At 58.6% G+C, this 14,875-nt stretch carries 12 protein-coding genes and 3 pseudogenes; 7 read left to right on the top strand and 8 right to left on the bottom strand.

Features of this window, described 5'->3' with window-relative positions; all coding sequences use genetic code 11:
• Window positions 1-6: 6 nt before the first annotated feature.
• The 3 genes and pseudogenes from EXE47_RS10375 to EXE47_RS10365 all read right to left on the bottom strand — a co-directional run bounded on the left by EXE47_RS10375 (window position 7) and on the right by EXE47_RS10365 (window position 859).
• Complete coding sequence (locus EXE47_RS10375; RefSeq protein WP_121600587.1) at window positions 7-147, bottom strand: DUF2080 family transposase-associated protein; 141 nt, start codon at window positions 145-147, stop codon at window positions 7-9.
• Window positions 148-317: 170 nt separating this feature from the next.
• A pseudogene (locus tag EXE47_RS10370) lies at window positions 318-494 on the bottom strand (twitching motility protein PilT); the annotation flags it as partial.
• A complete protein-coding gene (locus tag EXE47_RS10365) occupies window positions 491-859 on the bottom strand; it encodes a UPF0175 family protein (RefSeq protein ID WP_137708263.1) in 369 nt (122 codons plus the stop codon). The pseudogene EXE47_RS10370 and the gene EXE47_RS10365, both read right to left, overlap by 4 nt.
• Window positions 860-1,695: 836 nt before the next feature.
• Between EXE47_RS10365 and EXE47_RS10360 the strand changes: the two genes are divergently transcribed.
• Both EXE47_RS10360 and EXE47_RS10355 read left to right on the top strand, forming a co-directional pair.
• Window positions 1,696-3,981 (top strand): hypothetical protein, encoded by a 2,286-nt coding sequence (locus EXE47_RS10360; RefSeq protein WP_137708262.1) that lies wholly within the window; start codon window positions 1,696-1,698, stop codon window positions 3,979-3,981.
• The gene (locus EXE47_RS10355; RefSeq protein ID WP_137708261.1) at window positions 3,978-6,221 is read left to right on the top strand and encodes a hypothetical protein; all 2,244 of its coding nucleotides are present in this window, start codon (window positions 3,978-3,980) and stop codon (window positions 6,219-6,221) included. Before EXE47_RS10360 ends, EXE47_RS10355 begins: the two co-directional genes overlap by 4 nt.
• 230 nt (window positions 6,222-6,451) lie before the next feature.
• Here the strand turns inward: EXE47_RS10355 and EXE47_RS10350 are convergent, their stop codons facing one another.
• Window positions 6,452-6,856 (bottom strand): helix-turn-helix domain-containing protein, encoded by a 405-nt coding sequence (locus EXE47_RS10350; protein ID WP_137703559.1) that lies wholly within the window; start codon window positions 6,854-6,856, stop codon window positions 6,452-6,454.
• Window positions 6,857-7,202: 346 nt separating this feature from the next.
• Here EXE47_RS10350 and EXE47_RS18955 point away from each other — a divergent pair, with 346 nt between their 5' ends.
• Window positions 7,203-7,340 (top strand): hypothetical protein, encoded by a 138-nt coding sequence (locus tag EXE47_RS18955; RefSeq protein ID WP_241988209.1) that lies wholly within the window; start codon window positions 7,203-7,205, stop codon window positions 7,338-7,340.
• A 245-nt stretch (window positions 7,341-7,585) separates the two neighbouring features.
• Here the strand turns inward: EXE47_RS18955 and EXE47_RS10340 are convergent, their stop codons facing one another.
• Both EXE47_RS10340 and EXE47_RS10335 read right to left on the bottom strand, forming a co-directional pair.
• Window positions 7,586-7,987: a PIN domain-containing protein gene (locus tag EXE47_RS10340; protein ID WP_089308417.1), complete on the bottom strand. Its 402-nt coding sequence runs from the start codon at window positions 7,985-7,987 to the stop codon at window positions 7,586-7,588.
• On the bottom strand, window positions 7,987-8,256 hold the full coding sequence (locus EXE47_RS10335; protein ID WP_080508717.1) for an AbrB/MazE/SpoVT family DNA-binding domain-containing protein: 270 nt from the start codon (window positions 8,254-8,256) through the stop codon (window positions 7,987-7,989). The genes EXE47_RS10340 and EXE47_RS10335 overlap by 1 nt, the downstream gene beginning before the upstream one ends.
• 263 nt (window positions 8,257-8,519) lie before the next feature.
• On the opposite strand from EXE47_RS10335, the gene EXE47_RS10330 reads away from it, so the two are divergent.
• Window positions 8,520-9,779 carry an RNA-guided endonuclease TnpB family protein gene (locus EXE47_RS10330; RefSeq protein ID WP_137708271.1) on the top strand — a complete coding sequence of 420 codons (1,260 nt, stop codon included), beginning with the start codon at window positions 8,520-8,522 and terminating at the stop codon, window positions 9,777-9,779.
• 54 nt (window positions 9,780-9,833) lie between these two features.
• Here the strand turns inward: EXE47_RS10330 and EXE47_RS10325 are convergent, their stop codons facing one another.
• Window positions 9,834-10,781: an MBL fold metallo-hydrolase gene (locus tag EXE47_RS10325; protein ID WP_089309451.1), complete on the bottom strand. Its 948-nt coding sequence runs from the start codon at window positions 10,779-10,781 to the stop codon at window positions 9,834-9,836.
• A gap of 89 nt (window positions 10,782-10,870) precedes the next feature.
• Here EXE47_RS10325 and EXE47_RS10320 point away from each other — a divergent pair, with 89 nt between their 5' ends.
• Both EXE47_RS10320 and EXE47_RS10315 read left to right on the top strand, forming a co-directional pair.
• Window positions 10,871-11,605 (top strand): helix-turn-helix domain-containing protein, encoded by a 735-nt coding sequence (locus tag EXE47_RS10320; protein WP_049933446.1) that lies wholly within the window; start codon window positions 10,871-10,873, stop codon window positions 11,603-11,605.
• An 83-nt stretch (window positions 11,606-11,688) separates the two neighbouring features.
• Entirely contained in the window at window positions 11,689-13,593 is a 1,905-nt protein-coding gene (locus EXE47_RS10315) for an ABC transporter ATP-binding protein (protein ID WP_089309450.1), read from the top strand.
• A 177-nt stretch (window positions 13,594-13,770) separates the two neighbouring features.
• Here EXE47_RS10315 and EXE47_RS10310 read toward each other — a convergent pair.
• Window positions 13,771-14,091, bottom strand: a pseudogene (locus EXE47_RS10310) (transposase); the annotation flags it as partial.
• 37 nt (window positions 14,092-14,128) lie between these two features.
• Here EXE47_RS10310 and EXE47_RS10305 point away from each other — a divergent pair.
• Window positions 14,129-14,748, top strand: a pseudogene (locus EXE47_RS10305) (IS630 family transposase); the annotation flags it as partial.
• Between the last annotated feature and the right edge of the window lie 127 nt (window positions 14,749-14,875).

Raw genomic sequence — 14,875 nt, 5'->3', positions numbered from 1 at the left:
GAGTAGCTATTCGTCGGGATCAGACGTTCGGACGATTTTCACGTCTGCGCCACGCCACTGTTTCGGAACGAGAACGTGTGCGCCGTTTCCGGTGGCTTTCACCTCGCCTTCGATGACTTCGTGGCCTTCGATTTCGTGTCTATCCATCACCTGTATTTATACATTGTTTCAACGTAAGTGTGTCGGTACGTGGGGCATGGAGTAGTGATACAGAGCAGTGTATGTGAGGCGATGACGGCGGTGTATCCCCTCCCTACTGCGCTACTCGGCCTCCGGCCTGCGTTGCTCCTTGAGGAAGGGGCTTACCGCCTGTATTCAGCTAACTGGAGATATGGGTGGTCATCAACACCGTGCTCGAGCTCCTCGCGAACAACTGGGACCGTACAGATTCCAGAGAGGTTAGCAACTACCCACAGCTGGTCGATGTAGGCGAAATTCGAGAGGTCAGTCGTGTTCAGGACGCTCGGGTTCGCTGGAATATCGTCGCTTGTCATTTAGTAGGTGAATACTCATCAGACGAGTCATCCTCATCAAATTCGAGTTCACTTGCTGTCTCTACCTCGTAGGCCGCGTCGTCTTCGTCAATGAGCCCGAGGCGGAGTTCAACGCCGTGCTCACGGAGGATGTCACGCATCGTCCAGCGGTCGACAGCAGCAAGTCTCGCTGCATCACCGAGCGTGATCCGCTCACGTTCGTAGAGGGCCACCGCAGCTACAATACGTTCGTTCTCGTGGTCCTCGAAGTATTCACGCACGAACTCTCGCAATGCATCGCTCTTGCCACCAAACACACCAGCCTCAACAGCACCCTCGATGAGGAGGTCAAGGTCGTCTGGATAGGAGCCGGTGATTCGTGCCATCGTTCTATGCCAGACTACGTCTTCATACTATTTATGAACTGCGTCAGAATCCCATATGTATTGAGAAGGCTAGTCTCAACTTCTGTTATCGTGGGGCTCCGTCCTGAATCCCTCTCTCACCAGCCCCCCTAATTCTACACTACTTATTCTTATTATCAGTCGGATTGTGGTCATCATAACTCGGCGCCTGCTGTCGATTTGGACTCGTAGTAACCGTCACCGTAATTGGGTCTCTATCACCGACACACCAACCCAGAGTTGCCTGGGTATTATCACAATCAATATTCTCAACCGGTCGTTTATACTGTGGTATTGAAGATCGCCTGATTACACGATATGTTGCGACAACGACGAGTTGTGGTGCCGGTGTGGTGCCGGTGGGCGGCTGGATCCACGCTCGGGAGCGAGCGGGTACCCGTTCCTGTCGACGAGCAGTACCGTCGGGCTCGCTACCAGCCGCCGGACGGATCCCGACTGTCACAGGTGTGCCCTCAGGCGTCCGTTCGACGCGGCGGCGTACAGGACACGCCGCCAGCCCGAACGACAGCGAGAGCGAGCCAGAGAGCGTGGTCGCCTGCGGCGTGGCGACACGCTGGCTGTCGTGCCCCGACACGGCAAGTGGCTCGGCGACGTTGCGACCGGTCACTGCCGTGGGGGGCCTGGGCACGTCCCGAACGCGCTCGTCGATTGCGTCGACGACGTCCGGGCGACGCTCGGGAGCGACAGGCGTCGCGACGCCGGTGGCCACCAGCACAGCCCCGAGCGAGTTCCGGCACCCGACAGGTCCCGCAGCCAGTAGCGACCAGGCAGCGCGCTCAGTTGGCGACAGGTGACCAGTGCTGAGCGTATCACAGACGCCCGCCGAGACCGACGCCCAGTGGGTCCGACTGATTCCGCCCGGCGTCACCGATCCAGCTGCGCGGATTGCCGATTCGATGGGGGGCGTGTTGGCACAGGCAATCGAGACGATCGTCAGCGCTGCCCCGCCGAATCTTCGGGCTATCGATATCCTGTGTTACCGGGGAATCGCTCACGAGGAGTATCTCCTGCGGGCGTGTCCAGCTCCAGACAGCCGTCGCGGGTCGGCACTCCCGATTCCCTCGGACCCGGAGCTTGAGACGACTTCTGCCAGCGTTCAGGATGTCGATACGCTTACCGTGCGGTTTGGCACGTGGCTCGCAGCCCAACTCATTGATCGGATCGGTGTCGAAATCGTCACCTGCGATCCGACGCCGCTCGGCCGGACACAGACACTCACGACGCGGTTGGTGACCGATTCGGAGACACCGATCGCAGTCGACCGAGCCGGGTCACAGAGTCATCTGGCGACGTATCTTGACGAGCTCATCGAACAGTCGGTCCCCCACGTTGCGCGCACGATTGTTGCGCCGGCTGGGTCGGGCACCTACCACGTCGAACAACAGGTTGGCCATGTCACCCCGCAGGCACGCACGCTCCAGCGGCGCGACCTCGCACGCCACAGTACGCAAAACACTGGGCCGTCGCTTGCCGCGCAGTACGACGCCGACGCGATCACGTCGACGTGGGAGCTGTTGACCGAGGCTAAGTGGGAACCCAGCACGCTACGCAGCCAGTCACCGTGCCAGCCGACACTCCACCGCCAGCCTAGGACTGGTGCGGCTGCGGGCACGTTGGTTGATCTTTGTACCCAACAGCTGGAGTATCAGCGATTGCTCGGGACGCTTGGGGATCCACAGCCACTCGCCGACCAGTACGACGCCCTCGCGTATTCACCGACACTCGAAGTTGAAGCTGCGTCACTGACGAGCATGCTGGGGCTCGTCTGGGGGTATGACACAGCGGCCTGGGAGACCCAACACGACTTCGATCGCCGGCCCCCGATCCTTGAGTCGCTCGCGCTGCTTCGATCGGCTCCTGGGACCGATGAAACGGCTGGGCATAACCCACGGGTTCCGGCTGGTGATCAGTCGTCGTCCAACTTTTGGACCCCGGCGTCGGCGACGGTCGCTGACTGGCCGCTGCCGTCGCCGGGATCCGGAGCGGTGGGGCCGGCAGCGTCAGCCGTGACACGGCGGGCGATCAAGTGTCTTCGTGAGTACGGCGACTCACTGTCGATGACTGCGACGTCTGGCGTTGATACGCCGTGGGCCACCGCTGTGCGGCGCCCGCCAGACGGCGACGCGAGTATTCTTGTGGTTGATGACGATGGGTCTGTCCCGCCGGGCGAACTTATTGCGGCCGCCTCGCATGGTGTCGACACCCACGCGATAACGGTCGTCACCGAGACGCAGGCCGCCGCCGAACGGGCGGCCGCAATCTTACGAGAACCGTTTGTTGGGGCAGCCGACACGGAAACGATCCTGTATCCACGGACGGCCCGCCACTGGATCACGTCGGGACACGTTGCTGTTGTGCCTCGCGAGACGCCGCTTCAGTGGACGATCGACCCAAATGGAACAGTTCGGTTGTACGCTGCCGATGCGTGTCTCGCCAGTGGAACTGTCTGGGGAGATCCGCTTCGACCGACAGTGCCGTCCGATGATCCCTCCACCCCGCTGCGATGGGTCGCCCCAGAGTCGCCGCCGGTTGTGCGGACGACCGATGGCGTGGCTCGCGATCAGTACGACACGCCAGCTGCGCTCGCTGACGAGTACCGGTCGATCCAGCTCCCGGCGGTCCCCGCCCGGCGCTGGTGGAGTCCACGCGCGACGTGTCTCTCAGTTGGCCCAGCTGGCCCGTCAGTAGTCGATCCACGCCGGCGGTTCGGGAGACACGAAGAGTCACTCGAAACGGCTCTCGAAGCGTTCGTCACCACGTACACGTGTCAGGCCGAAACAACGCTGACAGCGTCGACGATCGCCACTGCGTGCCGCCGCTTGTTGTGCCCACAGTCGGCCACCGTGGTGTCACACATGGAGCTGAAACGGTTGGTGACAGACCTCTCACGCCGGACGACAGGGCCGACTCACACCGAATCAGCGCTCATGGAGCCCGAGACGGTGACGCTCACCCAACGTGGGTGGATCTACCCGGACACGACAGCGGACCGGCCGGCCGCCCCGTTTGCTGACGCGACGGCGGCCGGGACGCCGACAGCATCGCTTGCAGAGAGCCTTGCGGTTGCCCCTGACTACAAATGACAGACCCAACTGACACGGACGATGTAAAGATTTACTCACAGTGGCCCCGCGTCGGCTGTCTCCGGTTGCGGCCACCGGAACGCGACGATGGGACGCCACCGGCGCAGAGTCATCCCCTTGCGTCGGTGATCCGATCGGCGTTTTCAAACACCAAACTCCGGCGGCTTGAGTTGTTGTCATGGCCGGCAGCACCGCATCAAGAATGGGTGCTTCACCCGATTGATTCGACGGTCCAAGCCCAACCAGACGAAGACGATGATCTTGATGACCCCAATCAGACGCAGGTTGGCCAATTTGGCACTCCAACATCGGTGACTCACGACGAAGCGAGCGCGGCGACTGGGGCGCTTGAATCGGCGTGTAAAGAGCAGCTTGTCAAGCCGTATGGGTACGGCTACGACCGGTGTGCTGTCGATCTGTCACCGCTTGAAGGAACCATTCGGCCGACGTGTCGGCTTGCGGTTCGGGAAAGTCCCGATCTGCTCCCGCTAGCACAGCGGAATCCACACGGTGTCGTTGAGCTCATCAGCGATCTCAACGACCAAGATGTTCCTTATCTGCTACAGACAATTATTTCGCGGGGCGGAAAACAATCTGATTTCGAACTCTCACAGCGGCTTGCCGTTTATCGGCCCAACTACGGACTTGCCACCGAACACGATTTCGCCAAACATCTCGATACTGGTGAGCGAGTCGATCTTAGCACGTACTATGACGACCAAACGAATCGGATTCGCTCAAACTTTGATCTCGACGCAACACGGTATTTCGATATCGACACCTCCGGCGATCGCTACGAGGCCGTCTCACGGCACAAACATGATGTCGAAATCATCCGTGCAGCACGACGTGTGCTTGCCGGGCGCAAAGATTGTCACGACCTGTACGCCGGGTATCACGACACCGACAAAGAACTCGAGAACCTCTATCAGTATGCCAACTACTACACGAAGATCCCAGTTGATAAGCGAACAGTGCGAGCGTTCGTTGCGCTCGTGTCTGACTCGATCGAGTACTCTCCGTGGGAGAACGTCGGCTACATCGATCCACCCAAGCTGATCACGAATCCCGTCGTCGTACCAACAACTGCGGGCGAGACAGCGGATCCGGAGGGCGCTTCGCCCGAAAACGTCACCCAGTACGACGACGAGCAGTCGGTCAGACTAATGACCCAGGGATCAGCGGAACATCAGCTCAACGAGGACTGGGTTGTGGACTACTTTGCGGACGCTGGCTGGACGGTCAAGCAACTCGATACTGAGGCAACCGAGTCTGTGCCTGATATCTGGATACAAAAAGACGAGATCGAGTACTTCGTTGAAGTCGAACACAAAGGCACCGATCAACCAGCAAATGTATTGACAAACGCAGCACGCGCCGCGCATTATGATATGGACGTAATTTTTGTTGTCAAAAAGAAACCCATAGCGCAATCGATCGCCAAAATGCTTCGAGAGCCCGTCACCGACACCGACGTTCATAATGGCGCGCAGCTGTACACGATGTCGGACGAGCTGACGCTTACTGACGGGAGTAAACCGGTGTTGCCACCGGATGTCGAGTCATCCCAGTGGTATCTTCGGTATCAGGAGCCACCGGAAGCCGAAGACGAGGACGATACTGATATCAAAGCACGTTCGCCGTCACAGATCGAGCCGGAACTCCGGCTTGAGACACCGGATGGGGAGGTGCTTGCCGCTGGGTCCGTTGACGAGAGCGTCGCAACATGGGAGTTTGAAGAGCTCCTCTGCGAATCGGATCCGAGTGCTGCCGACCGGACCAATGTTCATGGACCGTTTGTCCCAACGCAACTTGCGTACTTAGCCCGGAGTAGCCTTCGGTATCGTAACGGCGACCAACTCGAGCGGCTTGATCCAAATGAGTACCCTGCTAATTGGAATCAAAGCGACGCGGCTGGCAAACGTGAACGGTACAAGAATGCCTACGAAACATTTGTTGACCGATACACTGTCGCTGTCGACTACACCGAGATTGAAAAGCCCGACTTTATCAAGCCGATGAACGAGCGGATCTACAAACCGCAGACGTCACGCAAAGCCCCCGGTATGCGTGAGTCTGGCCGGGCGCTCTGGCAGTTCGCTGAGCGTAAATCTCGTGACAATAATGCCCTTGATCTGATCAAAAACCGGACGTGGCGGTGGCCCCACGATGTGACCTCGCCGGACATGTCTTTTGTTGGTCACTCAACTGTGTTGTCCGAACTCGGCCTTGAGGAGTGACTGGCTGCTACCGGGGAGGCGTGTAGTTCGAGGGATTCTAGCATTAATATGAGAGACATCCCAGCTGATCAGTGAACACACCTCGTGGTCAAGCCCCGGGGCAGTCGCCTTGACCGCCTGTACAGTCGGTTGCGCCGAACAGATGCGTGTCGTGCGCTAAAATGACAGCCGGGCGGTCTGCGTGTGCGTCCGTCGGATCGCGAACCCAACAGACTGTTCCAGATGGGTGCCTACTCATGCTGGAGGTCTGCTTCGAGCTCGTCGAGTTCGGCCTCCAAGTCTGCGTCGTCCGGCTCTTCTGCCGGTGTCATCGCTTCGGGGTCGGGGTCGTCCGTGTCTCGGTGGTGCCCAAACAGCCGATTCACCTGATCCAGATTTCTGACGTACCGGTGGAGGTCATCACGCTCGGGAAGCGCATGGTAATACCCATCTTCGGTTTTACCCACGTATTCCTCGTCATAGAGCCGAGCAAGCGTTGTTGTGGCTGTCCCTCGCGGAATGCCGAGGTCCTCATCGAGATCTTTCGGAGAGAATCCCCATTCGGGGTTTCGGTACAGGTGTGCGACGATGTTTGACTTCGTGGTGCCCGGTCGAAGATCGAGTTCTGGGTCGTGGTTTTCGAGGTAGACGGGCATACTGTACCAGCCTGTAGTAGCGTGTAGTATATAGTAGTTTCTCAACTTGTGTCCTATGTGCGACTCTTCGGTTTCGAGTTCCGTTAGTTGACAGAAAGCATTTATTATGCCCCCCGAGTCAAGTTAGCATGAACGCTCGAGCGTTGGTCGGAAAGCCACGCACTTGGTGAGACGGTCCGTGCGACCGCCCTTCCAGGGCCGTAGCGGGCTGTTCGCCGGTGTGTGTCTTTCCATGAATGACGCCGAACTCCTCCGTCGAGAACTGCGCGGTGCTCGCGAAGAACTGGTCCGCAAACGCGCACGACAGTCAGACGACCTGCCAACATCGGAGAGTCAACTTCCGTTGATGCCAGAGCGGGACGCGGCATTCCTTCGTCTCGCCCTGATGAGCGTCGACGACCTCGAAACGCACATCGATCGACTCGAACGCGATCTCGCTGATCTCGAAGACGGTATCGATCGCCCGGATACGGAGCGCGAATAGACGCCTCGAACGCACATGAACCTCACCGACGGGTAGCCCGAGTACCGAGGAGGTACACTGTCAGTTCTCCACGAGTGAACTACCCTCCTAGTCGCTCACGGGTGAGGCCGTTCGTTCCTTGAGGGAAGGAGTTCCTAATTCGACAACGCGCTTTGTGAACCGCCTCGTCATCCTCGAGGCCCATCGTACTGTAGCGTGGGTGCTAGTCGTCTCGGCCATTGGTGTGGGTCAGGGACTTGAGCCGCTCAGACACCGTCTTCGCGAAATCGCTTCACGGTCACGTCCACATCGTCGAAATCGTCGTCAGCACCTGTGTAGGCTGTCGCCCCTTCCATCGCTGCTGTGGCTAGCGTAAAGGCGTCTCCGAGTGCGACGTTGTAGTCGCGCTTGTAATCGGCGGCTGATTCCCAGACGTCTTCGGCGGTAACGATATCGCACCAGTTTCGAATCCGAGTTACGTATGCTTGCGCTGTCTGTGGGTCGTCTCGTCCGCAGACGTACCGCACTTCGGTACACGTCACCGTGTTCACTGACCCCTTCAGCTGGCCGCCTTCCACGCGGTCAATAATCGCTTCGACGGCATCACTCCCAGGCTCGTCCCAGTAGTAGGCAATCAGCGGTTCCGCGTCGAATACGACGTGATCCATTAATTGTCTCGCTCGAGGCGTTGACTTCGCTCCTTGTCGGCCTTCCGCTCCTCACGAAGGATGGCCGTTCCGCACTCTGCCGTGGTTGCGGCTCCACGGAAGTCTTGGAGGCTGGGGAGGGGTTCAACGACAATCTCTCCTTGCTCGTTTTCGTGAATGCGAACCCTGCTTCCCGGTTCGATTCCATGCTTCTCCCGGAGCTCTTTGGGAATCGTCGCTTGGCCTTTCTGACTCAGGTTCACGATTCGGCCTTCGTCAGTTGTACTCATTATAGTATTACTATTCGATGTACTAGCTTGAAGCTTTTCCCAGTCGCTCTGATAGAGATACGAGCGCATACCCCCGCCTTGCCGTGAGTGACGAGTGTTCCGACACTCTGTCGGAACCGAGGAACGAACAGGCGGGGGTCGAGCGGACATCATAGTGTGACAACCCACTGTTCTATTGTAGTGCCGGATTTCCCACGGATTCACTTCCACTCCGGATGGCTGGGATATATATCTGCCACAACCAAAATCTTCGTACGGTGACGATGGGCGAACTCACGAAAACCCTCGAACTGAAGCTTGTGGACCCGAACCTCCATAAGCGACAGAAACTTCGTGAGACACGCGACGCCTATCAACGGGCGCTTCAGGCTGCCTTTGACACTGGTTGTGACACGCAGTCAGCAACCAACGATGTGGTTGTCGAGTACGACCTGAGCGGCTACGCGAAAAATGCCCTCAAAAAGTACGTCCCACAACTCTGTGGGAACAGTTACGACGCCAACGAGATCCACGACGACCACCCAGTGCGGTTCACAAACGAGGGCCTACAACTCGACCACCAGCCACAGAACGCTATCGAGTGGTACGCCAAAGTCCCGCACCACGAGGATTACCACCCCTGGATACCAGCACGCGCCAATCCCGACCAGCGGGATTGGCTTGAAGCGCTAAACGCAGACGACGCCGAGATGGGTGAAAGTCGGCTGTTCGAGCGGGATGGAACGTGGTACCTCCACATCACCGCTACCCGCGACGTGGAGGACGAATCTGAGGCGTCCGCCGACGAGCGGACGCCGATTGGTGTGGACATCGGTGAAGCGAGTCTCGTCACGGTGTGTCACCGCGACGGCTCCGGTTCTCCGGTTCGCCCCCGCCTGTGGGCCGCCGACGGCAAAGCCGTTCGTCGGCTCCGCAAAACCTACTTCACCGCCACAAGACGGCTTCAGAAGCGTGGTAGTGAGCGAATCGCAGACTCGTTCGGTGACGCACTGTGGAACCAGATTGACGATGTGTTCCACCGTGTGACCAGCGAAGTCGTGGACTACGCCGAGTCCGTCGACAACCCAGTGTTAGTGCTGGAAGACCTGAGGTACATCCGCGAGAACATGGACTACGGTGAGTACATGAATCGGCGGTTACATGGGTGGGGCTTTGCCAAGCTCCACGCACAGATTCGCTACAAAGCTACCGAGAAGGGGATTCCCGTCGAGACGGTGAATCCCCGGAACACGTCGAAGGCGTGTCACGCCTGCGGTGAACACGGTTACCGGCCACGACAGGCGACGTTTAGATGCTCGAACGACGGCTGTTGGGTCGGTGAGTATCAAGCCGACGTGAACGGGGCGATAAACATTGCAGACCGCTACCGTAGTGGAGAGAGTCACCGCCAAAGCGACTGGGCTTCCCGGCAGAAGGCTGGTGCCGATGACTCGGCTACGGATGGGGCCTCTTTGACCGGGCCACAAGACAGCCAAGCCGATGCTGAAACCCAGCAGACGACGCTTGGAACGTATGCGTCTTGAAATCAACAGGCCGCTTCGCTCGGCCTGAAATCCCGTGGTGGGATTCCTCCGCGTTCACGCGGAGGAGGAGGTCAATTCAGCGAGGGTCGCAGTCACCGGTGGTTCAGGCGAGCCGGGATCGTGTGCTGGCAGCACAACCGTATCGTCTGGCCTGTTCAACAGGCGCTGAAGACTCTCGTAAAGCGTCGCAGCATTCTGTTCGACCTCGGCGTCTTCGATACCGGCTTCGACGCCGAGTTCGACACGTCCCACGCTCTCGTGGAAGAGCGTATCGCCCGTGATCAACGCTACACCGTCGACATCGAATGAGACACTTCCTTCGCTGTGTCCCGGTGTGTGGATGACTTCGATATCGAGACTGCCGACCGTCACGCTCTGTCCATCCTCAACCGGCGTTGCGTCGATGGCGAGCGCGTCTTCCGGGTGAAGGTAGTAAGGAACGCCGTGTCGGTCGGCGAGTTCTACAGCACCCGAGACGTGGTCAGCGTGGGCGTGCGTGTCGAAGACGCCGACGAGTTCGGCGTCGTATTCATCGAGAATTGCCTCGTACTCAGCGAGGTAATGTGATGGATCGAAGAGTGCGGCTTCACCGGCCGAGATGAGGACGTGTGAGAGGCAGCCCTTCCCTAGGCGCGCGACCTGAATGAGCGTGCCATCGAGATTCGCTGGTACTTCTGCGTGGCGGTGCACGCGGCTCCAGCCATTCATTCCATCGGTGAGCGTCACCGCATTGTAGTCCAATTCTTGGAGCACTTCCGTCGCTGTCTCCGAGACGACACCTGCGGCACAGACTGTAACTATCTCCTCCTCACGAGGAAGGTCCGAAAGAGGCCCCTTGGCTTGTTCAGGGTTGTCAGTTAATTCGTCGTAGACATCGACGTTGATACTACCCGGTATATGCCACTCTTCGAAGTCTTCTCGGTGGCGAATATCGAGGACCAGTGGCTTGCCGTCGCCATTTCGCAACTGCTCGCTGATTTTTTCCGGCGAGATCTCTTGCATCGGTGCTTGTGGAGAGGAGGTATATCCGCATATGAGTACTGCCGGACATGACCGGCACTGTTAATTTTGACCGGTTCAAAATAATTAGTATGAGCTTGTACGAGGCCACGATTCGGGTTAAACACGAGTGCCCGTACCGGGAGATCTCGGAACGACACCCGGACTTGACCATCCGTGAGTGGCCGCTAAGCGACTGTCAAGTACTGGAAATCACGTCAGAGACGACGCCGACTGATGAGCTGCGTGACGATATTGACCAACTCGGAACCGTTCTGCACGAATCGAAGGGTAACGAAGGGTATCACATCGTCACACAGTCGTGTCTCTGTTCACTCGAACAGTCGATTATCGACCGGTTTGAGAAACACAACTGCCTGTATCAGTCGCCAACGATCTACCGTCAAGGCTGGGAGCACTACACGGTAGTCGCGTTCGACGGCGAGGACATTCGAGAGCTGCTCGGTGATCTTCGCTCCGATAGAGAAATCGAACTGCTCTCGAAAACGTCGATTTCGGAAAAACAGATTCCACACAGTATGCTGGCGCCGGCGAACCAACTGTTCGAGAACATCACTGACCGACAGTTGGCAGCGCTCCAATTAGCACTGGAGAGTGGGTACTACGAGCAACCACGGAAGACTTCGCTTCGAGACCTGGCCGATCAGACGGCAGTCGCTCGCTCAACGTATGAAGAGCACCTTCGAAAAGCGGAGAATAAACTCCTCACGAACGCGGGACAGTTCCTCCGATTGGTTACCGCGACATCGGCAGCCGACCCGCTACAAGTAGAGGAGACCCGACGAACCGAACAAGCCGCCGACTAGTCTGTCATCAGTTTGCCAAACAATCATCTAGCTTATAGCGCCATGTCACCGAATACTTACACACAAGAGCGCTACCGAACACAGTGACAGACGACCACGGCGGGTTTGAACACGCCCGAGAGAACGTTGACGGCCACCCGATGGTGAGTCTGCTCGGCTACGCCAAGCGCTACTGGCCGACCCTTACGCTCGGCGTGCTTGCGGCGTTTCTCACGAGGTTTGCCCGACTGGTCCCACCGATTGTCGTCGCGGCTGCGATCGATCGAGCGATCCGCGGGTCGGCCGACGCGGGACTGCTGACCGACGTGGGTTTGCTGCCGCAGGGCGAAATCACCGGCGAAGCGGCTCGGCTCGCGGTGCTCGAACAGCTCGTGCTCATCGCGGTGCTCGCGTACCTGGTCCGGTCAGTTGCGCGGTTTATCTCCCGGTATCTGCTTCAAGCGACCGCACAGAAGGTTCAGCGTGATCTGCGAAACGACACGTACGACCATCTCCAGCGGCTCTCGATGGACTTCTTCGCCGATCATCAGACCGGCGGTATGATGTCGATCCTCAACAGCGATATCAATCGGCTTGAGCAGTTCCTGAACACGGAGTTCCGACAGCTCATCCGCGTGGTCGCGACGGTCGGCGGAATCGCGATCATCTTGTGGACGTACTCGCCGAAGCTGGCGCTCATCGCGCTCGCGCCGGTCCCGGTCATCGGACTGGCCAGTAGCCAGTTTCTCACCTGGATCGAACCTCGGTATAAATCGATTCGCGAGACAGTCGCTCGACTGAACACGCGGCTCGAGAACAACCTCGGTGGCGCCGCGGTGATCAAATCGTTCGACCGGTACAGCTTCGAGGAGAGCCGAGTCGCTACGCAGAGCGAGGCGTACCACGACGAGAAGGTCGCGGCGCTTCGGATCCGACGGGGGTTCTTCGCGACCCTGCGACTGTTGACCGGCGTCGTATTCGTCCTCGTGCTCTACATCGGTGGCACCGATATCATCAGCGGCGTTCCCGGCGAGGCAGGGGCGCTGACCCTCGGCGGGTTCGCGCTCTTCTTCCTCCTGTTGCGGCGGTTGTACTCGCCGATGCGCCGGGTCGGGAAGTCGGCGAACAAGTACCAGCTCGCGAAGTCGAGCGCCGAGCGCGTGTTCGGGTTGCTCGGCCGCGAGCCCACGATCACCAGCCCCGACTCGCCGCACACCCCTGCGTCGATTGACGGAGAGGTCACGTTCGAAGACGTTACGTTCGCCTACGGGGACCGCGAGCCCGTCCTTCACGACGTCTCGCTCAACGTGCCGGCGGGGACGACGATCGGGCTCGCCGGGGCGACCGGGGCCGGGAAGTCGACGCTCCTGAAGCTTATTCCCCGGTTCCACGACGTCGACGATGGGGCCGTCCGGGTTGACGGGACCGATGTGCGGGAGTACGATCTACAGTCGTTGCGGGACGCCATCGCCATTGTCGAACAGAATCCGTACCTGTTCTCGGGGACCGTCGCGGAGAACATCGCGTACGGCGACCGCGAGACGCTTGAGGCCGAGTGGGCGGGAGAACCGGACGAAAGCGCCCGCGCTCGGGTCGAGCGGGCGGCCGAGGCCGCCGCGGCCGACGAGTTCATCGAAGATCTCCCAGATGGATACGACACGCAAGTCGGCGAGCGTGGCGTCAAACTTTCGGGCGGCCAGCGGCAGCGCCTCGCCATCGCCCGGGCACTGCTCAACGATCCCGAGATCATCGTTTTTGACGAGGCCACCTCAGACGTCGATACGGAGACCGAGGAACTGATTCAGGAAAGCCTCGAGCGGCTGGTCGAGGAGCGGACCGCGTTCATCATCGCCCACCGACTGTCGACGATCCAGAACGCGGACGAGATCGTTGTCATGGATCAGGGCCGGATCGTCGAGCAGGGAGGGCACGACGAGCTGGTTGCGGGCGAGGGAATATACGCGGATCTCTGGCAGGGGCAGGCTGACGCTGCTGCTGCCGACGACTGACGCTCGACCGGGGTGTCGGTATGTTCCCCGAATTATCCAAATATTGAGTAGCACTGAATTAGTGGGCGTGATATAAAATATTCTGAATAATCATATTCTGAATAATCATCTTCTGGAATATCATATCTAGAGATACCATCGACGAGATGTGCCACAATAAGGATAACTGGGTCGCTCTTATGTAGAGCTGCGGAAAGACCCCATAACAAGGCAGTCGATGGTGATATCGACAGATGCGCCTGTGAGATTCAGCGATCTAACGATCCCGAATGTATGAGCGGCCTGTTCCAACCCTTGCTTGGACAGGCCGAGGAACTTCCGCAGCCACGGTTGAACAAGCGAAAACAGACATTCTGCCTGATTGATGTGGACTCCGTCAGGCGATACGTACCTCTCTTTGTGGACGACTGTTCGGTGATCCCGATCCATCTCGCGGTACGCTTGGAGTCCATCTGTCCAGACCTCTCCCAGCCGCTGGGAGAGGTCTTCATACTGTCGGCTGAATATTCTTTAGGCTAGAGTGTGATTCTAGGGTATGGCCACGCTTGACGCCGCCACCCTCGACGACCTCCGCGACGCTCTCGCGGAGGTCGAGGACAAGAAGCCGACACAACGGCTGATGGCGGTGATTAACTACCTCGAAGAAGATGACGCGACGATGGCAGAGGTAGCTGAACGGTACGGATACACCGGTCCATGGCTGTCTCGTTGGGTTGGCCGGCTCGACCGGCTCGCTGATGAGCCGGTCGAGCAAGTCGTCTACGACGATCCGCGTGAAGGCAGACCATCCGAACTCTCTGATGAACAGCACGACCAGTTCGTTGAGGTACTTCACGACTCACCCGAAGAAGTTGGACTAGACGCGCCCGCGTGGTCTGTTCCACTAGCTCGTCACTATCTCTCTGAGGAATTTGACGTTGAGTACTGTGAGCGGCACGTCCGACGATTGATGTCTGAGGCCGGGCTGTCCTGGAAGACAGCCCGGCCGGAGTTCTACAAATCCGACGAGAGAGCCCAAGAAGCCTGGCAAGAAGGCTTCAAAAAAAGCGCAACGACCTGGACGATGAATACATAGTCCTGACGATCGATCAGACGCGGCAGGTTCTCTCGACGCTAATCTATGCGTGGTTTCCGGAAGGAGAGCGCCCGTCACTCTAATGAGTATGAAAACTTTTGTTAGTTAAGCTTGATAGAAGAGTAATGGAGCGCTCACGTCGAAAAGAGATTGAGCATCACTTGACTGAGGAAGAAATCGATGAACTGCTACGTGAGGCCGAAGACG

Origin of the sequence: Halorubrum sp. GN12_10-3_MGM (assembly GCF_005435235.1) — an archaeon.
Lineage (GTDB): Archaea > Halobacteriota > Halobacteria > Halobacteriales > Haloferacaceae > Halorubrum > Halorubrum ezzemoulense.
The sequence above is the reverse complement of the archived record's forward strand: the minus strand, read 5'-3'. Positions and strand labels throughout refer to the sequence as shown.

What these genes read in the sequence shown, in the direction of transcription:
- EXE47_RS10355 (WP_137708261.1), top strand. Translation starts at nt 3,978, where the DNA reads ATGACAGACCCAACTGACACGGACGATGTAAAGATTTACTCACAGTGG.
- EXE47_RS10365 (WP_137708263.1), bottom strand. Translation starts at nt 859, where the DNA reads ATGGCACGAATCACCGGCTCCTATCCAGACGACCTTGACCTCCTCATC.
- EXE47_RS10350 (WP_137703559.1), bottom strand. Translation starts at nt 6,856, where the DNA reads ATGCCCGTCTACCTCGAAAACCACGACCCAGAACTCGATCTTCGACCG.
- EXE47_RS10375 (WP_121600587.1), bottom strand. Translation starts at nt 147, where the DNA reads ATGGATAGACACGAAATCGAAGGCCACGAAGTCATCGAAGGCGAGGTG.
- EXE47_RS10325 (WP_089309451.1), bottom strand. Translation starts at nt 10,781, where the DNA reads ATGCAAGAGATCTCGCCGGAAAAAATCAGCGAGCAGTTGCGAAATGGC.
- EXE47_RS10335 (WP_080508717.1), bottom strand. Translation starts at nt 8,256, where the DNA reads ATGAGTACAACTGACGAAGGCCGAATCGTGAACCTGAGTCAGAAAGGC.
- EXE47_RS18955 (WP_241988209.1), top strand. Translation starts at nt 7,203, where the DNA reads ATGCCAGAGCGGGACGCGGCATTCCTTCGTCTCGCCCTGATGAGCGTC.
- EXE47_RS10320 (WP_049933446.1), top strand. Translation starts at nt 10,871, where the DNA reads ATGAGCTTGTACGAGGCCACGATTCGGGTTAAACACGAGTGCCCGTAC.
- EXE47_RS10330 (WP_137708271.1), top strand. Translation starts at nt 8,520, where the DNA reads ATGGGCGAACTCACGAAAACCCTCGAACTGAAGCTTGTGGACCCGAAC.
- EXE47_RS10340 (WP_089308417.1), bottom strand. Translation starts at nt 7,987, where the DNA reads ATGGATCACGTCGTATTCGACGCGGAACCGCTGATTGCCTACTACTGG.